At 57.2% G+C, this 22,808-nt stretch carries 20 protein-coding genes and 1 pseudogene; 19 read left to right on the top strand and 2 right to left on the bottom strand.

Annotated features, from left to right (window positions below; all coding sequences use genetic code 11):
- Positions 1–38: 38 nt before the first annotated feature.
- Positions 39–632: an SH3 domain-containing protein gene (locus ID864_RS15510; protein WP_318153235.1), complete on the bottom strand. Its 594-nt coding sequence runs from the start codon at positions 630–632 to the stop codon at positions 39–41.
- 1,005 nt (positions 633–1,637) lie between these two features.
- On the opposite strand from ID864_RS15510, the gene ID864_RS15505 reads away from it, so the two are divergent.
- Positions 1,638–2,243 (top strand): pesticin C-terminus-like muramidase, encoded by a 606-nt coding sequence (locus ID864_RS15505; protein ID WP_191150042.1) that lies wholly within the window; start codon positions 1,638–1,640, stop codon positions 2,241–2,243.
- Positions 2,240–2,659, top strand: coding sequence for a DUF1311 domain-containing protein (locus ID864_RS15500; RefSeq protein WP_191150041.1), 420 nt, complete (start codon positions 2,240–2,242; stop codon positions 2,657–2,659). The genes ID864_RS15505 and ID864_RS15500 overlap by 4 nt, the downstream gene beginning before the upstream one ends.
- A gap of 126 nt (positions 2,660–2,785) precedes the next feature.
- Here ID864_RS15500 and ID864_RS15495 read toward each other — a convergent pair whose 3' ends face one another.
- Positions 2,786–3,577 (bottom strand): DeoR/GlpR family DNA-binding transcription regulator, encoded by a 792-nt coding sequence (locus ID864_RS15495; RefSeq protein WP_048918592.1) that lies wholly within the window; start codon positions 3,575–3,577, stop codon positions 2,786–2,788.
- Positions 3,578–3,955: 378 nt separating this feature from the next.
- Here ID864_RS15495 and ID864_RS15490 point away from each other — a divergent pair, with 378 nt between their 5' ends.
- The 17 genes and pseudogenes from ID864_RS15490 to astE all read left to right on the top strand — a co-directional run bounded on the left by ID864_RS15490 (position 3,956) and on the right by astE (position 22,557).
- Positions 3,956–4,759 carry a transketolase gene (locus tag ID864_RS15490; protein WP_048918595.1) on the top strand — a complete coding sequence of 268 codons (804 nt, stop codon included), beginning with the start codon at positions 3,956–3,958 and terminating at the stop codon, positions 4,757–4,759.
- 2 nt (positions 4,760–4,761) lie between these two features.
- Positions 4,762–5,679, top strand: a complete 918-nt coding sequence (locus tag ID864_RS15485; protein WP_048918591.1) for a transketolase family protein — start codon at positions 4,762–4,764, stop codon at positions 5,677–5,679.
- A 15-nt stretch (positions 5,680–5,694) separates the two neighbouring features.
- Positions 5,695–6,492, top strand: a complete 798-nt coding sequence (locus tag ID864_RS15480) for a GolD/DthD family dehydrogenase (protein ID WP_048918590.1) — start codon at positions 5,695–5,697, stop codon at positions 6,490–6,492.
- Positions 6,493–6,574: 82 nt separating this feature from the next.
- Positions 6,575–7,510: a D-ribose ABC transporter substrate-binding protein gene (locus ID864_RS15475; RefSeq protein WP_048918589.1), complete on the top strand. Its 936-nt coding sequence runs from the start codon at positions 6,575–6,577 to the stop codon at positions 7,508–7,510.
- A gap of 56 nt (positions 7,511–7,566) precedes the next feature.
- Positions 7,567–8,178, top strand: a complete 612-nt coding sequence (locus ID864_RS15470; RefSeq protein WP_048918588.1) for a DUF2291 family protein — start codon at positions 7,567–7,569, stop codon at positions 8,176–8,178.
- Positions 8,179–8,189: 11 nt separating this feature from the next.
- Positions 8,190–9,740 carry a sugar ABC transporter ATP-binding protein gene (locus ID864_RS15465; RefSeq protein ID WP_099755210.1) on the top strand — a complete coding sequence of 517 codons (1,551 nt, stop codon included), beginning with the start codon at positions 8,190–8,192 and terminating at the stop codon, positions 9,738–9,740.
- 20 nt (positions 9,741–9,760) lie between these two features.
- Entirely contained in the window at positions 9,761–10,828 is a 1,068-nt protein-coding gene (locus tag ID864_RS15460; protein WP_062820952.1) for an ABC transporter permease, read from the top strand.
- Entirely contained in the window at positions 10,821–12,335 is a 1,515-nt protein-coding gene (locus ID864_RS15455; RefSeq protein WP_048916235.1) for an FGGY family carbohydrate kinase, read from the top strand. The genes ID864_RS15460 and ID864_RS15455 overlap by 8 nt, the downstream gene beginning before the upstream one ends.
- Before the next feature lie 72 nt (positions 12,336–12,407).
- On the top strand, positions 12,408–13,205 hold the full coding sequence (locus ID864_RS15450; RefSeq protein ID WP_048916234.1) for an SDR family oxidoreductase: 798 nt from the start codon (positions 12,408–12,410) through the stop codon (positions 13,203–13,205).
- Positions 13,206–13,357: 152 nt separating this feature from the next.
- Positions 13,358–14,797, top strand: a complete 1,440-nt coding sequence (locus ID864_RS15445; RefSeq protein ID WP_187498631.1) for a YchO/YchP family invasin — start codon at positions 13,358–13,360, stop codon at positions 14,795–14,797.
- A gap of 145 nt (positions 14,798–14,942) precedes the next feature.
- Complete coding sequence (locus tag ID864_RS15440) at positions 14,943–15,851, top strand: bestrophin family protein (RefSeq protein WP_133623474.1); 909 nt, start codon at positions 14,943–14,945, stop codon at positions 15,849–15,851.
- A 5-nt stretch (positions 15,852–15,856) separates the two neighbouring features.
- Positions 15,857–16,015: pseudogene (locus tag ID864_RS23885) on the top strand (type VI secretion system tube protein Hcp); the annotation flags it as partial.
- A 424-nt stretch (positions 16,016–16,439) separates the two neighbouring features.
- Complete coding sequence (locus ID864_RS15435) at positions 16,440–17,660, top strand: aspartate aminotransferase family protein (protein WP_191150157.1); 1,221 nt, start codon at positions 16,440–16,442, stop codon at positions 17,658–17,660.
- Positions 17,657–18,691 carry an arginine N-succinyltransferase gene (gene astA / locus ID864_RS15430; protein WP_191150040.1) on the top strand — a complete coding sequence of 345 codons (1,035 nt, stop codon included), beginning with the start codon at positions 17,657–17,659 and terminating at the stop codon, positions 18,689–18,691. Before ID864_RS15435 ends, astA begins: the two co-directional genes overlap by 4 nt.
- Positions 18,688–20,157 carry a succinylglutamate-semialdehyde dehydrogenase gene (gene astD / locus ID864_RS15425; RefSeq protein ID WP_191150039.1) on the top strand — a complete coding sequence of 490 codons (1,470 nt, stop codon included), beginning with the start codon at positions 18,688–18,690 and terminating at the stop codon, positions 20,155–20,157. Before astA ends, astD begins: the two co-directional genes overlap by 4 nt.
- Positions 20,154–21,482 (top strand): N-succinylarginine dihydrolase, encoded by a 1,329-nt coding sequence (gene astB / locus ID864_RS15420; protein WP_191150038.1) that lies wholly within the window; start codon positions 20,154–20,156, stop codon positions 21,480–21,482. Before astD ends, astB begins: the two co-directional genes overlap by 4 nt.
- A 73-nt stretch (positions 21,483–21,555) precedes the next feature.
- Positions 21,556–22,557, top strand: a complete 1,002-nt coding sequence (gene astE / locus ID864_RS15415; protein ID WP_048916228.1) for a succinylglutamate desuccinylase — start codon at positions 21,556–21,558, stop codon at positions 22,555–22,557.
- Positions 22,558–22,808 lie beyond the last annotated feature (251 nt).

The following is a 22,808-nucleotide window of genomic DNA, read 5'->3' as shown; positions in this document are numbered from 1 at the left end:
CTGCCCTCCCTGGCAGCAGGCTGTAGCGCGCCAGGCAACTATTCCAGGATCCAGGTCGCCGTATCATTATTGCGACAGGCTTTACTCTGTCCGCCCACGTCGACGCAGACTTTTTTATTATTTTTATTACGTGGACGCGGACGATCGCTGCGCAGAGTGGCGTCATAAAGCTCACTCTTTACCCCGGCTTTCAGCGGCACGTAGCCAATCAGCTGCGGCAGTTTTTCTTCAGCTGCACCGGCTTCGGCAGGGGCTTTGGCATCGGGCACTGCATCAGGTTTCGCTTCGGCCTCAGCTTCCGCCTTTGCTTCGGCTTTCTCTGGCACGTCGGCAATCGCCAGCCAGCGGTTTTCAACCTCGCCGAGTACGATAAATGGCTTACCGTTTTCCAGATAACGCACGACTTTGCCGCTGTAGTCCGGGCTGGTCATGACGGAAGCATTATAGAGCGCGCGATACTCAGCGTTCACCGGGGTAAATGATTTTGGCGGCAGCACCGCATGACGGTGGCTGAGCTTCACGCCGTCAACTTCACTGGTGACAATCGTATCATCGCCAACAGGCGGCGGAGGTGTTTTGCATCCCGCTAAGGTGAGCACGGCTAACAGGGTAAACGCGATGCTAATTTTCACATTGGTCCTCGTGAATATCATCAAAAAATCTGGTTCTTTTCAGGCGCAAAGCTGCGGCGCTGAGCCACCCTAATCGCCTGCGACGGGCTAAAAAAGTCCGGTCAGCGTCAGGTAAAAAATTGCTCGGGTTTACATAAAGATAAATCTGCAATCAGTCTACCTGACGCTTTTGGGAATGGAAACCATTGCGGGGGCGCGGCGAACATGTTACTGCGAACTTTAGGCGTGACAGAGTTTGCCTGAAAGGTGACAAAACGGCAATTTGATTAATGGCGATAACGGATTTTTATACTATTAAATGTGCAGGTGCGGGTATCTCAAGCGCATTGCTAAACGCTTCAGCTTCAAAGGGTTAAAAGCGCTAATTATTTGCTAGCGCAATCAACTGGCACGCTGGCTTAAAATTTTCAGCAAAATGCCAGAAAGATCTGCTGCCGTAGATAACAGGCTGCACAAAAAACGTGCACTTGTGCCTCAGTGAGGGGCAAAAAGGGCAGGATCGCCCCGGCTTTAAACTGTTTAGTGGCTGAAAAGCGCCAGAAAAGTATCCTGTCGGGGAACTGGCACAGCAGTTGCAACGTCAGAAGTGGGAAGTGGTAAACCCTTACGCATTTGTTTCGCACAACGTGAAGCGAGTGCTTTGGATTAAGGCGTCCGGCCAGCAGCTGACTCAGCATGGCGGACGCCTTTTTTTATAGGCTAACTTCTGGCCTGATCCATCGCCTGCTCCCAATAGCGATGGCTTAACGCAGTCAATAATTGATGCAGGCCACCTCATATCATGCTGTTCATCGGATAGCGCTATGCAGAGATAGGATCTTAAAGACAACGAATATGCCTATTGAACAATCAAAGCAGGGAATAAATACAACACTCAGAATTTATTTGTAATAAAAATCTATAGTTTTTCGTTAAAAAACCACTGTGATAGTTTTAAAGGTTAGAATAATGTGAGAGTCAGTTTTTCAGTGACTAAATGACTGAATAAATGATATGGAGATTGCAATGTTAGAGCCAAAGGAAGGACTTTTGACCTTCAGAGCTGAAGGTAACAATGATTCAGGTAGTGCATATTATTCCCGTAAAATTCATTGGCCCGGAAACAGAGCGAGCTGTTCCAAAAATAACTCAGGTGTGACTATAGGAAGAGGGTTGGATCTGGGTGGGCGTTCTAAGGAAGAGGTCATGCATATGTTGGCCATGGCAGGCATACTTAAGGAACAGGCAAAAAAAATAGCTGAGGGTTCTAAACTTACGCATTGCCAGGCAGGGGATTTTGTTAGAGAAAACAGAATTGATGTAGGCGAAATAACCGAGTCACAACAACTGAGAATATTCGACTCTCTCTATCAGCGCTACTCTAAAGATGCTGAGTGTTTTTACAATAGACACAAGAAGTCTGATTCAGTTAGCTGGGGGAACCTTGATAGTACGCTCAAAGACGTGGTTGTTGATATGTTATATCAGGGTAGGTTGCGGCCTGATATGATCTCCGTAATTGGTAAGAATCAAAAGAATGATGTCATTAACCTTATTAAGAACAGTGTGTCGCTCTCCCATGATGAAGCTGCGAGAGACCGTATTGGCTACATAAAGAGCCGCATGAAATGATAAAATATAGAGTTTTGGCTGTTTTGATGCTATCTGTTACAGCCTCAGATGCTGAGGATAAGATTGATTATTTCAAGAATGAAACGGTAGAGAGTTGTTACAGCAAGCCTATGTCTCAAGCGGTACAAGGCTGTATGGAGGATCTTTCTAACAAAAAACAGACTGAGTATGAAAGAGAATTTAACAATTTTCTAAATAAGATTATTTCTTCAAACTCCTCTTTTAATAACTTTGCTGACTTCCATCATTCAGTACTGGCTGCAAAAAAAAACTGGGATGACTTTATAAAAAATGAGTGTATGGCGATAGCGCAGCTGGATATTAAAGGAAGCTATGCTTACCAGTCAGACTATAGCGCATGCTTAGTGAAGGGCTATCAGCAAAGGATCATCTATTACAAGGCTTATCAATTATGAGCTAAGGAATGAACAAACTCACAGCGGGTGCATGGTCATGCACCCGCTTGTCATATTCCACTGCCAGATGTTAGATGTAAGCAACCTGTCGCACTTTGGCATCTTGCAGTCGACCGTCCAAATTTTTTAGTCCGCCACCAGCACCTTGACGCCCAGCGCTTCGAAAGCCTGCACCGCCTCCGGAGTAATGCCGCTGTCGGTGATCAGGTAGTGGATCTTGCTCCACTCACACGGCAGGGCAAACATCGACACCTTGTCGATTTTACTCGAGTCGGCTACCACATAGATGGTACTGGCACAGTTGATCATCGCCGTTTTCACCTTGATATCGGTCTCGCTGGGGAAGCTTAAACCGAGGCGCGGTGAAATACAGGCAGTGGCAAGAAACAGCTTCTCGGCCAGCACGTTCTCAAAAAAGCTGGCGGCTTTATCGCCAGAGGTGGAGAGCGTGGGGAATTTAAACGTGCCGCCGGTCAGCAGGATATTGATGCCCGGCTCGCCGCCCAGCTTCAGCGCAATATTCACCGCTGTGGTCACCACCGACAGCCGCCGAATATGGTTCATATGATTGGCAATGGCGGTGGTGGTGGTGCCGGAATCGAAAATCACCGTATCGCCGTTTTCGATATGCTGCGCCGCCAGGCGGCCAATGGCATCTTTGGCATCCAGATGCGTCTGGCGCTCCAGCAGCAGCGCGCCGGTATTCTGCTTACCGGTCATCAGCGTGGCACCGCCGTGATAACGCTGCACATATCCCTCTTTCTGCAACATGCGCAGGTCTGTGCGGATTGTCGCTTCGGTCAAGCCGAAGGTCTCCGTCAGCAATTTCACCGTGACCGTACCGTCCTCACGGATCATTTCGAGGATTTTCTCTCGTCGTTGCTGCATATCAGCCAATTGTTCATTTTTGCTTTTCAAGTGAAACACTCCATTTGCCTGATTACTGGCCTTTTATGCGTGCCAGCCCGACTCTGCGTCAAATAGTAACCCCCGGATGCGCCAATTGCGAGCAGAGCGAAAATCACTATCGATTTTCGAATGAAAGCCCAATCAAGGTCATGCAATTGATTTACTTCACTTTTTATCCATATTGTTTAGCGGTAACACCCATATCAGCAATCTAACCATAACAAATACAACGGGTTAATAATTTGCGCGGCTTTTGTTTGAATTATGATCTACCCCACAATATGATTACAAACGATAGCGTATATTTTTATTCGAAAACGAGTTTGCCGCAGTTGACTGTCGTATCAGCATGCTATTCAGCGCGGCGCCATTGATGAAGAGGTAATGATGGACTTTCAGGCAATCAAACAGACTGCGCGTCAGGCCCGGCGCTATGTACTGCAAATGAATCATCGGGCAGGTAAAGGTCACACCGGTGCCGACCTCTCTGAGGTGGACATCATCTGTACGCTGTTTATGGCGGTGATGGACCGTAGCAGCGCCCGTCCAGATCAGGACCGCTTCATCCTCTCCAAGGGGCACGGTGCGGGCGGCTTGTACTGCAGCGCTGCGGCGATGGGCCTGCTGGACCCGGCGATCCTCGACCAGTTTATGGGCGACGACACGCTGCTGGCCGGCCACCCGATTCACCAGAAGCTGCCTGAACTGGTGGAAATTAACTCCGGCGGCCTGGGCCACGGCCTGTCTATTGGCGTAGGCCTGGCGCTGGGTAACAAACTTTCTGGCCGTGCGCATCGCCGCGCTTTCGTGCTGCTGGGCGATGGCGAACTGGCGGAAGGATCAAACTGGGAAGCGGCAATGTCAGCCAGCAAGTTCAAGCTGGAAAACCTGATCGCTATCGTTGACCGCAACCGCCTGCAGCTGGCGGGTAAGACCGAAGAGATCATGCCGCTGGAGCCGCTGGCGGACAAATGGCTGGCGTTTGGCTTTGAAGTGCTGGAGTGCGATGGCCACGATCCCCAGGCGATTGCCGCCGCGGTCAATCAGCCGGGCATCGGCAAACCGCGCGTTATTTTGGCCAACACCGAGAAAGGGCACGGCATCTCCTTTATGGCCAACGTCCCCGCCTGGCATCACGCCGTCCCGAACGATGAGCAGCTGGCCCTTGGGTTAGCCGAGCTGGAGGAGTAATCATGCAAGACTTACGCGATGCAGTTATTAATACGCTGGTGGAAGAGCAGAACCGCGGCGCCGATCTCAGCGTGATGGTGGCTGACTCCACCTCAACGTCCAAAATCGCCCCGTTCGAAAAAGCGTTTCCGGACCGGGTGATCAACGTCGGCATTGCCGAGCAGAACATGGTCGGCATGGCCGCCGGTGTGGCGCTGAGTGGCCGCACGGTATTTACCGCCAACGCGGCACCTTTCCTGTTTGCCCGCTCTAACGAGCAGCTGAAAAATGACGTTTGCTACTCCGAAACCAACGTCAAAATGCTCGGCCTGAATGCCGGTTTCGCCTATGGCCCGCTGGGCGCGACGCACCACTGTACTAACGATATCGCCATCGCCCGCTCGATGGGTAATCTGCAAATTTTTGCCCCGGCGGACGCGATTCAGGCCAGCGCGATTGCGCGCCATGCCATCAGCCATAAAGGCCCGGTATATATTCGCATGGACAGCGACAAAGTGCCGCTGCTGCACGATGAAAGTTACCAGTTTATTCCCGGTAAGCCGGAAGTGCTCCAGCAGGGCAAAGAGACCGTGGTGTTCTGCATGGGCACGCTGGCACATGAAGCGCTGGCGGCAAAAGATGACAGCATCACCATCGTTTCCCTGCCGTCACTGTGGCCACTGGATACGCATGCCGTGGTCAAGCTGATTGCTGCGCATTCGCAGGTGATCACTATGGAAGAGCACGTGCTGAGCGGCGGCCTGAGCAGCATTATCGGCGAAATGCTGCACCAACACGGCCTGCGTCAGCGCTTTATCCCGCTGGGTATTCCGCCGTATGAATTTACCCACAGCAGCAGCCGCGCTGCGCTGCGCCGCCAGTTCCGCATTGATGCCGACGGGCTGCGCGCCACCTTAGAACAACTAGTCGCCGCCGCATAAGGGAGAAGCAGGAAAATGAGCAACGAATATGACGTAAACCTGCGCTACGGCGTGGACACCAAAGGCGATCTGACCGGTAAAGTGGCGGTGGTGACCGGCGGTCTGGGCGGCATCGCGATGGCCAGTAATCAGATGCTGCTGGAGAAGGGCGCCAGCCTGGCGCTGCTTTATCCGGCCTTTGAGCAGAGTAAAGTCGCCGATATCGCCGGGCAGTTCGCATCGGACCGCGTACAGTTTGTGCAGTGCGACGTCACCGACCCGCATTCGGTAGAACAGGCGATTGCGCAAGTGGAAGCCCACTACGGCAAGATCGATATTCTGGTGAACTGCGCAGGTTACGTGATGCTGCAATCGGTGCTGGAAACGGACTTCGACGAGTGGCAGAAGCAGGTGGCGGTTAACCTGACCGGGCCGTTCCTCTGCTCGCAGGCGGTGGCAAAACGCATGGTTAAGGCCGGTAACGGCGGCAAGATTATCAATATTGCTTCACAGGCGGCGTCGATCGCTATCGATAACCATGTGGCCTACACCTCGGCAAAAGCCGGTCTGCTCGGCATGACTAAAGTGATGGCGAAAGAGTTCGCGCCACACAAAATCAACGTGAATACCCTGTCGCCAACCGTAGTGCTGACGCCGATGGGCGAAAAAGCCTGGCGCGGCGAAAAAGGGGAAGCGATGAAGAAACTGATTCCAATGGGACGCTTTGCCTACACGGATGAAATCGCCGCTGCCGTGCTGTTCTTTGCCAGCAACGGTAGCGACATGATCACCGGCGCCGATCTGATGATCGATGGCGGTTTTACAATTTGGTAACACTTAGTCAGTGCTTCGCCCAGACCAGAGAACGTGAGTAAAGATGCTGTACCTACACATAACATTATAAGAGAACATCAATATGAAAATGCGTTTAACTCTGCTTGCCCTTGCAACTGCCTGCGCCTTCTCCCACGCGGCTTCTGCCGCTGAGAAAGGCACTATCATGATCCTCGTTAACTCACTGGATAACCCGTATTACGCCTCGGAAGCCAAGGGTGCCAACCTGAAAGCTCAGGAGCTGGGGTACAAAACCTCGGTGCTGTCGCACGGTGAAGATGTGAAGAAGCAAAGCGAGCTGATTGATGCCGCTATCGGTAAAAAAGTGCAGGGCATTATCCTCGACAACGCCGACTCGACGGCCAGCGTAGCCGCTATCCAGAAAGCCAAGGACGCCGGTATTCCGGTGGTGCTGATTAACCGTGAAATCCCGGTCGACAACGTGGCGCTGGAGCAGATCACCCACAACAACTTCCAGGCGGGTTCTGACGTTGCCAACGTGTTCGTGGAGAAAATGGGAGAGAAGGGCAAATATGCCGAGTTGACCTGTAACCTCGCCGACAACAACTGCGTGACCCGTTCCAAATCATTCCATGAAGTGCTGGATCAGTACCCTGATCTGAAGAGCGTGGCGAAACAGGATGCCAAAGGCACCCTGATCGACGGCAAGCGCATCATGGACAGTATTCTGCAGGCGCACCCGGATGTGAAAGGGGTGATTTGCGGTAACGGTCCGGTGGCGCTGGGGGCGATTGCCGCGCTGAAAGCCGCTGGCCGTAGCGACGTAATTGTTGTCGGCATCGACGGCAGCAACGACGAACGCGAAGCCGTCAAAGCCGGTACGCTGCAGGCCACCGTGATGCTGCAGGCGCAGGCCATTGCAGCCCAGGGCGTGACCGACATCGATAATTTCCTGCAGAAAGGCACCAAACCCGAGAAACAGCGCGTGATGTTCCGCGGCATCCTGATCAACAAGGACAACGCGGACAAAGTGCAGGACTTTAATTTCAAATCCTGAGTTAACGTTTTCATCGAAGTTGCTGCGCCCCTGCGGGGGCGCAAAGGAGAAGAGTTATGTCCAGGCGAGTCTGGCTGGCAATGGCCGCTTTAGCCCTCGGGGGCTGTCGTATTGTGTCGCAGCAGGAGTTGGCCGATTTAAAAAATCCGCCCAACCCGGCAATGGCCAACGTCACCGCGACTTATCAGCAAAAAATTGTGCCGCAGGTACTCAGTGAAGCGAAACCGCTGGGTGAGCTGATGAGCTCGCTGGCGGCGGCGAAAGATTTTGACACGGCGTGTAAAACCCTGGGTTACCGCAGCCAGGATGAGAACCCGTGCATCTTTACGGTAAAAGTGCAGGGCACCGTCAGTAAAGTGAATACCACCTCGCGCAGCGGAAAAATGACGGTGAAAGACCTGAGCGGTCAGGATGTGGTGGTGCAGATTGGCCCGATTATTCGCGGCACCGCACTGCGCGATGTCTATAAAGGCTCCAGCTATCAGGACTTCAACGATCAGGTGCTGTTTGGCGATTACGGTCGCGCCATCAATAACCTCGCCTCTGAAGAGGTGAAAAAACTGCAGCCGAAAGTGGGCGATAAGGTGGAAGTGGACGGCGTCTTCAGCAGCTGGGATGTGCCACAGACCCCACCGGACGTGACACCGGCCCGCGTGGTTCGTCAGTAGAGGAGGTCATGATGGCTGAACATCAGATTGACGTGCTGCCGCACGCGGAACAGCAGTCAGAAGTGATTATTGAAACGCGCAACGTCTCGCGCATCTATCCCGGCGTTACCGCGCTGGACCAGGTCAACTATCGCGTCTATCGCAACAAGGTCAACGTGCTGATCGGCGAGAACGGCGCGGGAAAGTCAACGATGATGAAAATGCTTGCCGGGGTGGAAGTACCCTCCTCCGGCCAGATTTTCCTCGACGGTGAAGCCGTCTCGCTGCACTCGACGCAGCAGGCCGAAAAGCACGGTATCAGCATTATTTTTCAGGAACTGAATCTGTTCCCGAATATGAACGTGATGGACAACATCTTTATCGGTAATGAATTTTTCCAGCGTGGCCGGATTAACGAAAAATATCAGTACCAGCTGGCGAAAGCCCTGCTGGAACGGCTGGAGCTGGATGTCGATCCTTATGCGCCGCTCGGGGAACTGGGCATCGGCCACCAGCAGCTGGTGGAGATTGCGCGTGCGCTGTCGAAAGACACCCGGGTACTGATTATGGACGAGCCGACCTCGGCGCTCAGCCAGTCGGAAGTGAAAGTGCTGTTCAACGTGATTGCCGCTCTCAAGCGGCGCGGCGTCACCATTATCTACATCTCTCACCGCCTGGAAGAGCTGATGGAGATTGGCGATCACATCACTATTTTTCGCGACGGCCGCTTTATAAGCGAGCGTGAAGTGCGTGACGCCAGCGTGCCGTGGATTATCGCCCAGATGGTCGGCGATAAGAAAAAACAGTTTGATTACTCGGCGGCGCAGCAGGGTGAGGTGGTACTGGAGGTGGACGGGCTGACCGCGCTGCGCCAGGACGGCGGCTACAAGCTGAACGAAGTCTCCTTCAATTTGCGCAAGGGTGAAGTGGTGGGCATTTACGGCCTGCTGGGCGCCGGGCGCACCGAGCTGTTTAAAGGGCTGATTGGCCTGATGGGCTGCGAGCACGGCAGTATCAACCTCAACGGCGAGTGCCTCGACAAGCGCGACTTCCAGTACCGCCTGAAAAAAGGCATTGCGCTGGTGCCGGAGGATCGCAAAGGCGAGGGGATGATCGGCATGATGTCGATCAAAACCAATATGACGCTGAGCGACCTCAGCCTGCGCGGTTTTCGCCGGGCGTTGGGCCTGCTGCGCCCGCAGCAGGAGAGCGAAAAAGTGGACGATATGGTGCAGCGCCTGGCGATCAAAGTCAGCGATACCGAGCTGCCGATCACCTCGCTGAGCGGTGGCAACCAGCAGAAAGTGGTGCTGGGTAAGGCGCTGATGACCGGCCCGCAGGTGGTGCTGCTGGATGAGCCAACGCGCGGTATCGATGTCGGCGCCAAAACTGACGTCTATCAACTGATTGGCAAAATGGCGCATCAAGGCCTGGCGGTGATGTTCTCCTCGTCCGAACTGGATGAAGTGATGGCGCTGGCCGACCGCATTTTGGTGATGGCCGATGGCCGTATTGCTGCCGACCTGCTGCGTGCTGACGCTACGCGCGAAGGGTTAATTACTGCGTCGACACCGCACGAATAAGCTGGCTTGAGGAAGACAAAATGAATCAGAAATATTTGCTCTATATGTACCTGCTGAAGGCCAGAACCTTTATTGCGTTGCTGATTGTCGTCGGCTTTTTCAGCGTGATGGTGCCGAACTTTCTCACTACGTCCAACCTGCTGATCATGACCCAGCACGTGGCGATCACCGGGCTGCTGGCGATTGGCATGACGCTGGTGATCCTCACTGGCGGGATTGACCTGTCGGTCGGCGCGGTGGCGGGGATCTGCGGCATGGTGGCCGGTGCGCTGCTGACCAACGGCGTGCCGATCTGGGGCGGGCAGGTGCTGTTCCTCAACGTGCCGGAAGTGATCCTTGCGGTGGCCATTTTTGGCATCCTGCTGGGCTTTATCAACGGCGCGGTGATCACCCGTCTCGGCGTGGCGCCGTTTATCTGTACCCTCGGCATGATGTATGTGGCGCGCGGTGCAGCCCTGCTGTTCAACGACGGCAGCACCTACGCGAACCTGGTCGGCGTGCCGCAGCTCGGCAACACCGGCTTCTCGCTGCTCGGGTCCGGCAGCTTCCTTGGGGTCTACTTCCCGATCTGGCTGATGGTCGGTTTCCTGCTGCTCGGTCTGTATATCACGCGTAAAACCCCGCTCGGCCGCTACATCTATGCGGCCGGCGGTAACGAATCGGCGGCGCGCCTGGCGGGTGTGCCGATCGTGAAAGTCAAAGTGTTTGTCTATGCCTTCTCCGGGCTGTGCGCCGCGCTGGTCGGGCTGGTGGTGGCGTCGCAGCTGCAAACCGCGCACCCGATGACCGGCAACATGTTTGAGATGGATGCTATCGGTGCCACGGTGCTGGGTGGAACGGCGCTGGCGGGCGGGCGCGGGCGGGTTTCCGGTTCAATCATCGGCGCGTTCGTTATCGTCTTCCTCGCCGATGGCATGGTGATGATGGGCGTGAGCGACTTCTGGCAGATGGTGATTAAAGGGCTGGTTATCGTGACCGCCGTGGTCATCGACCAGTTCCAGCAGAAACTGCAAAGCAAAGTGGTGCTGATGCGTCGCCATGAAAAAAAGCAGGCGGCCGCGCCGCTCTCTGAGGTTAGCCATGGCTAGAGCGTTGATTATTGCGCTGGATGAAGGCACCAGCAATGTCAAAGCGGTGGCGATTGATGCCCGCGGTCAGGTGGTGGCGAAAGCCTCGCGCCCGCTGACGGTGGCGACGCCGCAGCCGGGCTGGGTGGAGCAGGACGGCCTCACGCTGCTTAATGCCTCGCTGACGGTGCTGCGCGAAGTGCTGAATACGGTAGGCCAGGAGAACGTGGCGGCGCTGGCGATCAGCAACCAGCGCGAAACCGCCATCGGCTGGGAGCGCCACAGCGGTAAACCGATTGGCCCGGCGCTGACCTGGCAGTGCTCGCGTTCGGCGGCATTTTGCGAACAGCTGCGTCACGATCGCCAGGAAGCGCTGATCCGCTCCGTCACCGGGCTGCCGGTGGCGCCGCTGTTCTCCGCCTCAAAGATGCGCTGGCTGCTGGATAACGTCAGCGATGGCCATGCCCGTGCGGCAAATGGCGAGCTGTGCCTCGGCACTATTGATGCCTGGCTGCTGTGGAACCTCAGCGGCGGCCGGCAGTTCCGCTGTGATACCTCCAATGCGGCGCGCACCCAGCTGCTGAATCTGCACAGCGGCCAGTGGGACGGGGCGATGCTGGCCCTGTTTGGCATTCCGGCGGCGGCGCTGCCGGAGATCTGCCCGTCCGGCAGCCTGTTTGGCGTCACGCACGGGTTGGAAGGGATTGCCGATGGCCTGCCGATTATGGCGATGGTGGGCGATTCTCATGCTGCGCTTTACGGTCACGGTTTGGGCGACCCGGGCGGGGTAAAAGCCACCTACGGCACCGGATCCTCGGTGATGGCGCCGCTTAACACCCCGGACACCAGCATCACCAGCCTGGCGACCACGGTGGCGTGGCACGACGGCGAGCGCCTGGTTTACGGCCTTGAGGGCAATATTCCGCATACCGGCGACGGCGTGGCGTGGATGGCGCAGGCCACCGGCTTGACCGACGGTAAGGGGCAGGTGCTGGCGCGGGCGCTGCACGAACTGCCGGCCAGCATCGATTCCACGCTGGGCGTCTATTTCGTCCCGGCGCTGACCGGAACCGGCGCGCCGTGGTGGGATGACCAGGCGCGCGGCATGATCTGCGGTTTAAGCCGTGGCGTGACGCCAGCGCACCTGATCCGCGCCGCGCTGGAGGCGATCGCCTACCAGATTGCCGATGTGATTGCAGCGATGCGTCAGCACCCGGGTTTCCGCCTGGAGCGACTGATGGTTGACGGCGGGCCGACGCAAAACCCGTGGCTGATGCAGTTTCAGGCCGACCTGCTGGGCTGCCCGGTGGCGCGCAGCAGCACGCCCGAGCTGTCGGCGCTGGGTGCCGGGCTGCTGGCACGGCGCACGCTCGGTCAGCTCAACGACAGTCAGCTGCGCGAAATGATGCCGCAGCATGACCTGTGGCAGCCCGACGCCGAACGGCATCAGCGCTGCCAGCAGAGCTGGCTGGGCTGGCAGGATGCGGTGAAACGCACGCTGTGGCAGCCGGGCAATAACCCGAATTAATTGCCAATACCCGTAGGGGTCGGGCATGCCCGACCCGCCGGTCAACGACGAATATTGCAACAGGAGCAGCAGATGAAGCGAGATTTTAGTGGAAAAACCGTGGTGATTACCGGGGCCTGTCGTGGTATCGGTGCCGGCATTGCGGAACGTTTTGCCCGTGATGGCGCGAACCTGGTGATGGTATCTAACGCCGAACGCGTATTTGCCACCGCCGAAAAATTGAAAGCGGCTCACGGCAGCGAGATTCTGGCACTGCAGGTCGATGTGACCGACGAAGAGCAGGTGCAGGGGCTTTACCGCCAGGCCAACGAACGTTTTGGCAGCATCGACGTCTCGATCCAAAATGCCGGGGTGATTACTATCGACACCTTCGACAAAATGCCGAAAAGTGACTTCGATAAAATTCTGGCGGTTAACACCACCGGCGTCTGGCTGTGCTGCCGTGAAGCGGCAAAATACATGGTTAAACAGCAGTCGGGCAGCCTGATTAACACCTCCTCAGGACAGGGCCGCCAGGGCTTTATCTATACGCCGCACTACGCCGCCAGCAAAATGGGGGTGATTGGTATCACCCAGAGCCTCTCGCAGGAGCTGGCACGTTACAACGTCACGGTTAATGCTTTCTGTCCGGGAATTATTGAGAGTGAAATGTGGGACTACAACGATCGCGTGTGGGGTGAGATCCTCAGCAGCGACAGTAAAAAATACGGCAAGGGTGAGCTGATGGCTGAATGGGTGGAAGGCATTCCGCTGAAGCGCGCCGGGCAGCCACAGGACGTCGCGGGGCTGGTGGCATTCCTCGCTTCTGACGATGCGCGTTACATTACCGGGCAGACCATTAACGTTGACGGTGGCCTGATTATGTCCTGAGGTGGACCCTTGACGTTTTTTACCGTGGGCGCGACGGTTTAAGCTCCGGGCGTGCCCGATAATCCGACCTTCCCGCGAATATGTGTTAAGGTTAGTTTTATTGATTTGTGAATCAGATCTCACTTTTTATAAAACTACACTGCTTCGAGGTTATGACCAGATTTAAACACCCATTCCCCCTTTCAGCGCTGTTCATCACCCTTGCGGTCAGCGGTTTGCCGCTTTGCCCGGCGTATGCCTTTGACGCTTCTGACCGCGTTGCCGATGCCCCGTTTGACGATCCCGCCCGCTTTAGCCAGCTCCAGCAGCAATTGCCTGAGTTGGGCAGTACCGACAGCAGTGGCGAGCTGGCGAAAAAAATCGCCACGGCAGCGAAAACGATTGGCGAAGCCAGTATGAACAGCGACAGCGATAAGTCGCTGCGCGAACAGGCGGGGATTTGGGCGTTCAACCGCTTCCGCGATGCGGCCAGCGAGCGCGTCGCCAGCGAGGGCGAACAGCTGTTGTCCCCCTACGGGCGCGCCACGGTATCGCTTAACGTTGATGCGGAAGGGAGCTTTAACGGCACCTCGGCGCAGCTGCTGACGCCGTGGCAGGATAACTACCAGTATCTCACCTTTAGCCAGCTGGGCGTTGAGCAGACGGAATATGGCACGGTGGGCAATGCCGGTCTCGGTCAGCGCTGGATCGCCGGCAGCTGGCGACTTGGCTATAACGCCTTTGTCGACGATCTTATCGACTCCAGCCAGCAGCGCGGTTCGCTGGGGGCCGAGGCCTGGGGCGAGTATTTACGCTTCTCTGCCAACTACTACCAGCCGCTCTCCGGCTGGCGCAATCGCAGCAGTACCAGCCAGATGCGTATGGCGCGCGGCTACGATATTACCACCCGCGGCTACCTGCCTTTTTACCGCCAGCTTGGCGTCTCGCTCAGCTATGAGCAGTACCTTGGCCAGAACGTTGACCTGTTTAACAGCGGCACCCAGATGACCAACCCTGCGGCGGTCTCGTTCGGCGTCAATTACACCCCGGTACCGCTGTTCACCCTCAGCGCGCTGCATAAAGAGGGCGACGGCGGCGAGTCGCAGGATCAGTTCGCCCTGAAGATGAACTACCGCATCGGCGTGGCGCTGAGTAAACAGCTGTCGGCAGATAACGTCGCGGCGGCGCAGTCGCTGAGCGGCAGCCGCTATGACAGCGTGGATCGCAACAACTCCCCGGTGATGGCCTTCCGCCAGCGTAAAACCCTGTCGGTGTTCCTTGCCACGCCGCCGTGGCAGGTGCAGCCGGGCGAAACCCTGCCGCTCAAGCTGCAGGTGCGCAACAGCAATGCGATTAAAGCGGTCAGCTGGCAGGGGGATACCCAGGCCCTGAGCCTGACGCCACCGGCCAGCAATGCCAGCACCCAGGGCTGGAGCATCATTATTCCCGCGTGGGATAGCAGCGAAGGGGCCAGCAATGAATATCATCTGTCGGTGACGCTGGAGGACAGCAGGCAACAGCGCGTTACCTCGAACTGGATCACCCTCAAGCTGGCACCTCCCGTGACGCTACAGGCTCCGGATAACGGCGATTTCAACCTGATGGCACCCTGAAAACAGGGGAATGTTCTGGCCGCTGAGAGGGTGATTTTTGTCAATATGCGGCCAGCAAATATATGTGACTAAACTCACAAAATATCACTTCTCAGGCGCGAGATTTTTCCGCACAATCGCGAAAAATCCCACTCATCCTCACATCATGATCATCCGCCCAACAAATAGTCACTGGTTTGTCCGCCTGTTCGCCTGGCACGGTTCGGTATTACCTGGCATCTGGTTCCGCCTGTCGCTGAATCTGCTGATGTCGATCATCGCGATTTACTGTCTCGACTGGTATGAAACCCTGGGGATTAAGCTGACGCTGGCCCCGTTCAGCCTGCTCGGGGTGTCGATTGCGGTGTTTCTTGGCTTTCGCAACAGCGTCTGCTTTGGTCGCTTTATCGAGGCGCGCATGTTCTGGGGCAACTTACTGATTGCCTGCCGCACGCTGCAGCGGCTGGCGCAGGCCATTTCCCCCGCAGAAGCGCCGCGCGTGATGGCGCTGCTGCTGGCATTTTGCTACAGCCTGAAGCACCAGCTGCGCCGCACCGATGCCCATGCGGACCTGCGCCGCTATCTCGGTGATGAAGCCGATGAAATCTTAACGCGCCGCGCGCCGACTAACTTTATTGAGCTGCAGCTGTCGAACTGGCTGGCGGAACAGCGACGTCGTGGCAATATTTCCGATATTCTCTACCAGCATATGGACAGCAATATTAACCAGCTGTCGCAGGTGCTGGGCGGCTGCGAGCGGCTGGCGAGCATGCCGGTGCCCTTTGCCTACGGCCTGCTGCTGCACCGCACGGTCTACCTGTTCTGTACGCTGCTGCCGTTCGCGCTGGTGCCGGACCTGCATTACATGACGCCGCTGGTGTCGGTGTTTATCTCTTACACCTTCCTGTCGCTGGACACGCTGGCAGAGGAGCTGGAGATGCCGTTTGGCCTTGCCAAAAACCATCTGCCGCTGGATGCCATGTGTATCAATATTGAGATCAACCTGCGCGAGATGAGTCTGGAAACCGAACTGCCCGATACCCCGGTGCCGGATAAACACTATCGCCTGACGTAATGGTTAACGTCAAAATCGTTTCAATCACGCCGGATCTCTATCCTGGCGCCGCAACGGGCACGCATTTAGAAACCATCATGCTGCGCTACGAAATGATTACCCGGAAGCATTGCAACGGACACATTGTATTCAAAGACTCATGGAACGAACGTATGACGGCCTGAGCTGGCAAATGACCCTTTCTCAGGGTGGCAGCCTGCCACCCTTGATAAGTTTTAACCTTTCTTAACTCTCCCTCTTTTGGTGCAACTGGTTCATTTTGGTGCGCTAACTGCCTCTTTTAAAACCTAATTCTGGCTTTGATCACATAATCGATATTTTATTTTAGCAATGCATAATTCTGCTTTTTATTGTGCGGTTAAGCCGGGCGGATCGGAATCTTATTCACTTTTTATGCATTAAGTGTGAATAGCGACTTGACGTAAGTGATTGATATATGGTTGTTCAAAATGGTTTATGCATTTTTACCGCTAGCTGGCACGCAGCGTGCAATCTACAGTAGAGCTGCAATGAATCATCTCATTAACATTTTTTAAACTTTTAATTCACCCTGCACGCAAGCAGGGGATAATGAAATACGAGGCCGCTATGCAACCGTCAGTCACCCGTCAAAACTTTGATCAATGGATTGTTCCTACCTACGCACCTGCCAGCTTTGTGCCGGTCAGGGCTGAAGGGTCGACCTTATGGGATCAGGAGGGCAAGTCGTATATCGACTTTGCCGGTGGCATTGCGGTTAATGCCCTGGGCCATGCCCACCCGGACCTGCAGCTGGCGCTGCAGCAGCAGGCCGCACTGCTGTGGCACACCGGCAACGGTTATACCAATGAGCCTATCCTGCGCCTGGCGAAGCAGCTGGTGGATGCCACCTTTGCCGACCGGGCGTTTTTCTGTAACTCCGGTGCGGAAGCCAACGAAGCAGCGCTGAAGCTGGCGCGTAAAGTGGCCCATGATAATGGTGCTGAAGATAAAAATGGCATCGTGGCGTTTAACAACGCGTTTCACGGACGCACGCTGTTCACCGTTTCTGCCGGTGGGCAGCCCGCCTACTCGAAAGATTTTGCGCCGCTGCCCGGTGGTATTCAGCACGCGGTGTATAACGACCTCGCCTCCGCTGCCGCGCTGATTAACGACTGCACCTGTGCGGTGATCGTTGAACCGATCCAGGGCGAAGGAGGTGTGGTTCCGGCGCAGCCGGCATTCCTGCGTGGCCTGCGTGAGCTGTGCGACCAGCACGGCGCGCTGCTGATTTTTGACGAAGTGCAGAGCGGGGTGGGCCGCACTGGTTCGCTGTATGCCTACATGCACTACGGGGTAACGCCGGACGTGCTGACCACCGCGAAAGCGCTGGGCGGCGGCTTCCCGATTGGTGCGATGCTGACCACCGAAACGCTGGCGGCGCACCTCAACGTTGGCAGCCACGGCACTACCTACGGCGGCAATCCGCTGGCAGGGGCGGTGGGTGGAAAAGTGATGGAGCTGATCAATCGCCCGGAAGTGATGGCGGGCGTGATGGAGCGTCATCAGTGGTTTGTCGACGGTCTCAACCAGATCAACCAGCGTTTGCAGCTGTTTAGCGAAATTCGCGGCCTCGGCCTGCTGATCGGCTGCGTGCTGAATCAGGATTTCCAGGGTAAAGCCAAACAGATCAATCAGGCAGCGGCCAGCGAAGGGCTGATGGTGCTGATTGCCGGGGCCAACGTGGTGCGCTTCGCGCCGTCGCTGATTATCACCCGCGAGGAAGTGACCGAAGGGCTGGCCCGCTTTGAACGTGCCTGCCGTACGCTCACTGAAGGAGCCGGCCTATGATGTTTATTCGTCCCGTTGAACGAGACGATCTGGCACAGCTGATGCACCTCGCCGGCAAAACCGGCGGGGGACTGACCTCACTGCCTGCCGACAGCGACACGCTGTCGGCGCGTATCGAACGTTCGATTTTGACCTGGCAGGGTGAACTGCCGCGTGCAGAACAGGGATACGTGTTTGTGCTGGCCGACAGTGAGAGTCAGAAGGCCGTCGGGATCTGCGCGATTGAAGTGGCGGTCGGTCTGCAGGACCCGTGGTACAACTTTCGCGTCGGCACCCAGGTGCACGCCTCGAAAGAGCTGAACGTGTATAACATGCTGCCGACGCTGTCGCTCAGCAACGACCATACCGGCAGCAGCGAGCTCTGTACGCTATTCCTTGATCCGGACTACCGCAATGGCAAAAACGGTTACCTGTTATCTAAATCGCGCTTTCTGTTTATGGCCGGTTTTCGCCAGCACTTTATGCAGAAGGTGGTCGCGGAGATGCGCGGCTGGATCGATGACGAGGGACGTTCGCCGTTCTGGGACAGCGTGGGCAGCCGCTTCTTCTCCATGTCCTTCGCCGATGCCGACTATCTGTGCGGCACCGGGCAGAAGGCGTTTATCGCCGAACTGATGCCGAAGCATCCGCTGTATATCGACTACCTGACGCCAGACGCGCGCGAAGTGATCGGCAAGGTTCATCCGCAAACGGCTCCGGCGCGCGCCGTGCTGGAAGCCGAGGGTTTCCAGTTCCAGAACTACATTGACATTTTCGACGGCGGCCCGACGCTGGAGTGCGACATTGATCGCGTACGGGCGATTCGTAAAAGCCACCCTATGACGGCGCGCATCGACCCGCAGCAGGACGAAAACCTGCCGCTGTGCCTGGTGTCGAATGAAAACTATCAGCAGTTCCGCGCGATCCTGCTGCCTGCCAATGCAGAGGCAGAGAGCATCAGTATTACGCCAGAACAGGCAGAGATTTTGCTGTGCCAGCCGGGCGATAAGCTGCGGGTGGTGACACTTTTTCGTGAGGAGAAAAAAGCATGACGCACTGTATTAACGGCCAGTGGCTGATCGGCGGCGGCGACAACATCACAAAAACCGATCCGGTACACGGCGAGCTGCTGTGGCAGGGTAAAGCCGCCAGCGCCGGGCAGGTGACTGACGCCTGTGCCGCGGCCCGGGCTGCCTTTCCAGCCTGGGCGCGACGCCCGTTCTCCGAGCGTCAGGCAATTGCTGAGAAATTTGCCGTTCTGCTGGAAAAAAGCAAAGTGGAGCTGAGTGAGGCGATCTCGCGCGAAACCGGCAAGCCGCGCTGGGAAACCCAGACCGAAGTGCAGGCGATGATCAATAAAGTGGCGATCTCCGTGCGCGCCTATCATCAGCGCACCGGCGAGCAGAGTGGTGCTGACAGCTCGCTGCGCCACCGTCCGCACGGCGTGATGGCGGTATTCGGCCCGTACAACTTTCCCGGACATCTGCCGAATGGGCATATCGTGCCAGCGCTGCTGGCGGGCAACTGCGTGGTGTTCAAACCGAGCGAGCTGACACCGCTGACGGCGGAGATCACCGTGCGGCTGTGGCTGAGTGCCGGGCTGCCGGGTGGCGTGCTGAATATGGTACAGGGCGGGCGCGAAACCGGCCAGGCGCTGTCGCAGGAGCCGCAGATGGACGGCGTGCTGTTTACCGGCAGTGCGGCAACCGGCTATCAGCTGCACCGTCAGCTGGCGGGGCAGCCTGCTAAAATGCTGGCGCTGGAGATGGGCGGCAACAATCCGCTGATCGTCGAAGATCCTGATGATATCGACGGCGCGGTGCATATCGCCATTCAGTCGGCGTTTATCAGCGCCGGGCAGCGCTGCACCTGTGCGCGCCGTCTGCTGGTGAAGCGCGGCGCGGCGGGGGATGCCTTCCTGCAACGCCTGGTTGAAGTGGCGGCAAAAATTCGCAGCGGAAGCTGGAATGCCGAGCCGCAGCCCTTTATGGGCAGCGTGATCTCGCTGCAGGCCGCTGAGAAGATCTACAGCGAATGGCAGGCACGCATCGATAGCGGCGGCAAAGTGCTGCTGGCGATGCAGTGGCCGCAGCGCGACAGCGCGATCCTGACGCCGGGCATTATTGACGTGACCGATGTTGCCAACCTGCCGGATGAAGAGGTGTTCGGGCCGCTGCTGACGGTGATCCGCTACGACGATTTCGACCGGGCGATACGCATTGCCAATAACACCCGCTACGGCCTGGCCTGCGGGCTGATCTCCCCACAGCGTGAGAAGTTTGAGCGCCTGCTGATTGAAGCGCGTGCCGGGATCGTGAACTGGAATAAACCGCTGACCGGGGCAGCCAGTACCGCGCCATTCGGCGGCATCGGTGCTTCCGGTAACCACCGCGCCAGCGCCTGGTATGCTGCAGACTACTGCGCCTGGCCGATGGCCTCGCTGGAGTCCAGCGATCTGTCGCTGCCTGCCAGTCTGTCACCGGGCCTCGATTTTAGCGATGCAGGAGGTGCCCGATGAGCGCACGTGAAGTTAACTTCGACGGCCTGCCGGGGCTGACCCACCACTATGCCGGGCTGTCGTTTGGTAATGAAGCCTCAACCCGCAACCAGCACCAGCAGTCCAACCCGAAGCTGGCGGCGTTGCAGGGCTTGATGAAGATGAAAGCGCTGGCGGATATGGGCTTTGCCCAGGGCGTGATCCCGCCGCACCAGCGCCCGAATATTGAAGCGCTGCGCCAGATTGGCTTTAGCGGCAGCGATGACCAGGTGCTGGCGCAGGCGGCAAAACAGGCACCGCAGCTGCTTTCTGCCGCCAGTTCGGCGTCGGCAATGTGGGTCGCCAATGCCGCGACCGTATCCCCTTCGGCGGACAGCGCCGACGGTCGCGTGCATCTCACCGTGGCCAATCTGAACAATAAGTTTCACCGCGCGATAGAAGCCCCCACCACGGCGGCGCTGCTGCGCGCTATTTTCCGCGACCGTGACCACTTCAGCGTGCACGACGCGCTGCCGCAGGTGGCGATGTTTGGTGATGAGGGCGCGGCCAACCACAACCGCTTTGGCAACGGCTACGGCGAGCCGGGCGTGCAGCTGTTTGTCTATGGGCGCGCAGAACGCCGTGGCGAGGTGGCTCCCGTGCGTTACCCGGCACGGCAGACGCTGGAGGCCAGTGAAGCCGTGGCGCGGCTGCATCAGCTTGATCCGGCCCGCACGGTATTCGCTCAGCAGAATCCGGCGGTGATCGACCAGGGGGTGTTCCACAATGACGTGATTGCCGTCAGCAACCAGCAGGCGCTGTTTTGCCATCAGCAGGCCTTTGTTCATCAGCCGCAGCTGCTGGCGGAGCTGGGGGCGAAAGTGCCGGGCTTCAGCGCCATCGAAGTTCCGGATAGCCGGGTGAGCGTGGCCGATGCGGTGTCAACCTATCTGTTCAACAGCCAGCTGCTGAGCAAGCCAGACGGCAAAATGCTGCTGGTTCTGCCGGAAGAGGCGCGCCGCCATGCGGGCGTCTGGGCGTATCTCAGCGAGCTGGTCACCCGCGGCGGCTTGATTGACGAACTGAAAGTATTCGACCTGCGCGAAAGTATGTGCAACGGCGGCGGCCCGGCCTGTCTGCGCCTGCGCGTAGTGCTGAATGAGCAGCAGCAGGCGGCGGTCAATCCGGCGGTGATGATGAACGACCAGCTGTTCGCCACGCTCAACGGCTGGGTAGAGCGCCACTACCGCGACCGGCTGTCGCAGGCTGACCTGGCCGACCCGCAATTGCTGCGTGAAGGACGTGAAGCTCTCGATGAGCTGACGAAGCTGCTAAACTTAGGCAATGTTTACCGTTTTCAGCAGTAACGCGATGATCGCAGGGCCGGAGATCAGCTCCGGCCTGTCATGGCTGAACGGCGATTGATTCTAAGGAGTATCAATGCAGGACTTCCTCACCACCACGCTAAACGGGCAAACCCCCTCCGCGCCTGAGGGGCGTAATGAGCATCTCATCTGGCGCTGGATCGATGAGGGGATCGTTGAACTGACCCCGACCCAACCGGCGACCATGGCGCTGGTGGTCTCTGCCGGGATCCACGGCAACGAGACGGCCCCGGTAGAAATTGTTGAGCCGCTGCTGGACTCTCTGCTGCGCGGCGAGCGGCCGCTGCAGACGCGGCTGCTGGTGATTTATGGCAACCCGGCAGCGCTGAGGCGTAATAAGCGCTATCTGCACGGCGATATGAACCGCATGTTTGGCGGCCGCTGGCAGCAGTATGAAGACTGTCCGGAAGCGCGCCGCGCCTGGCGGCTGGAGCAGGCGATGGAGAACTTCTGGCAGGCCGGCGAGTACGAAGAGGTGCGCTGGCATATTGATATGCACACCGCGATCCGCGGCTCATGGCATACGCGCTTTGGCGTGCTGCCGCTGCGCGACACGCCGTGGCCGGAAGATTTTATGGCGTGGCTGGGCGTTGCCGGGCTGGAGGCGCTGGTGTTCCACCGCGCACCGGGTGGCACATTTACCCACTATAGCAGCCAGCATTTTCAGGCTGCCAGCTGTACGCTGGAACTGGGTAAAGCACTGCCGTTTGGGCAGAACGATCTCAGCCAGTTCAGCGCGGCCCGGCAGGCGCTGATCGCGCTGATTTGCGGGGGGGAACCGCCTGCCGTCGCTGAGGCGCCGCGCCGCTATCGGGTCTCTCAGCAGATCACCCGTTTGTCGGATAGCTTTGTGCTGCATATGAACGACGACACGCTGAACTTCACCGTTTTCCCGCAGGGCACGCTGCTGGCAGAAGATGGCGAGAAGCGTTATTTTGTCCAGCAGGCGCGGGAGTACGTGCTGTTCCCTAATCCCAACGTCGCGGTCGGCCTGCGTGCCGGGCTGATGCTGGTCGAAGATAATGCGCATAATGAGGCGCTCGGCTCCACGCCGTAACCTGAAAATGAGCCGCCCCGTGGCGGCTCAGTCATGCAGTAGCCAGGCCGTTAATGCGTTAACTTTTCCTTCCGCTATCCTGCCGCACAGATTACACTCCTCCATAATTTCTGCATAAACCTGTGCAAATTCATATTCTTTTGCAATTCCTCACCATAATCTTCGCATTCTCTTCATGATTGGCGTCAAATTGTCTTTTATGCTTTCAGGGCTTTACTGACGCTCTGACTACTTGACGTTCAGCGCCGTAA

The organism is Erwinia aphidicola, from assembly GCF_014773485.1.
GTDB classification, from domain to species: Bacteria; Pseudomonadota; Gammaproteobacteria; order Enterobacterales; family Enterobacteriaceae; genus Erwinia; species Erwinia aphidicola.
Note: the sequence above shows the minus strand (reverse complement) of the source record. Positions and strands in the feature narration are given on the sequence as shown.

Excerpts from the sequence above, each read along its gene's own strand:
- ID864_RS15505 (WP_191150042.1), top strand. The coding sequence starts at position 1,638 with ATGTTAGAGCCAAAGGAAGGACTTTTGACCTTCAGAGCTGAAGGTAAC.
- ID864_RS15500 (WP_191150041.1), top strand. The coding sequence starts at position 2,240 with ATGATAAAATATAGAGTTTTGGCTGTTTTGATGCTATCTGTTACAGCC.
- ID864_RS15490 (WP_048918595.1), top strand. The coding sequence starts at position 3,956 with ATGGACTTTCAGGCAATCAAACAGACTGCGCGTCAGGCCCGGCGCTAT.
- ID864_RS15485 (WP_048918591.1), top strand. The coding sequence starts at position 4,762 with ATGCAAGACTTACGCGATGCAGTTATTAATACGCTGGTGGAAGAGCAG.
- ID864_RS15480 (WP_048918590.1), top strand. The coding sequence starts at position 5,695 with ATGAGCAACGAATATGACGTAAACCTGCGCTACGGCGTGGACACCAAA.
- ID864_RS15475 (WP_048918589.1), top strand. The coding sequence starts at position 6,575 with ATGAAAATGCGTTTAACTCTGCTTGCCCTTGCAACTGCCTGCGCCTTC.
- ID864_RS15470 (WP_048918588.1), top strand. The coding sequence starts at position 7,567 with ATGTCCAGGCGAGTCTGGCTGGCAATGGCCGCTTTAGCCCTCGGGGGC.
- ID864_RS15465 (WP_099755210.1), top strand. The coding sequence starts at position 8,190 with ATGGCTGAACATCAGATTGACGTGCTGCCGCACGCGGAACAGCAGTCA.
- ID864_RS15460 (WP_062820952.1), top strand. The coding sequence starts at position 9,761 with ATGAATCAGAAATATTTGCTCTATATGTACCTGCTGAAGGCCAGAACC.
- ID864_RS15455 (WP_048916235.1), top strand. The coding sequence starts at position 10,821 with ATGGCTAGAGCGTTGATTATTGCGCTGGATGAAGGCACCAGCAATGTC.
- ID864_RS15450 (WP_048916234.1), top strand. The coding sequence starts at position 12,408 with ATGAAGCGAGATTTTAGTGGAAAAACCGTGGTGATTACCGGGGCCTGT.
- ID864_RS15445 (WP_187498631.1), top strand. The coding sequence starts at position 13,358 with ATGACCAGATTTAAACACCCATTCCCCCTTTCAGCGCTGTTCATCACC.
- ID864_RS15440 (WP_133623474.1), top strand. The coding sequence starts at position 14,943 with ATGATCATCCGCCCAACAAATAGTCACTGGTTTGTCCGCCTGTTCGCC.
- ID864_RS15435 (WP_191150157.1), top strand. The coding sequence starts at position 16,440 with ATGCAACCGTCAGTCACCCGTCAAAACTTTGATCAATGGATTGTTCCT.
- astA (WP_191150040.1), top strand. The coding sequence starts at position 17,657 with ATGATGTTTATTCGTCCCGTTGAACGAGACGATCTGGCACAGCTGATG.
- astD (WP_191150039.1), top strand. The coding sequence starts at position 18,688 with ATGACGCACTGTATTAACGGCCAGTGGCTGATCGGCGGCGGCGACAAC.
- astB (WP_191150038.1), top strand. The coding sequence starts at position 20,154 with ATGAGCGCACGTGAAGTTAACTTCGACGGCCTGCCGGGGCTGACCCAC.
- astE (WP_048916228.1), top strand. The coding sequence starts at position 21,556 with ATGCAGGACTTCCTCACCACCACGCTAAACGGGCAAACCCCCTCCGCG.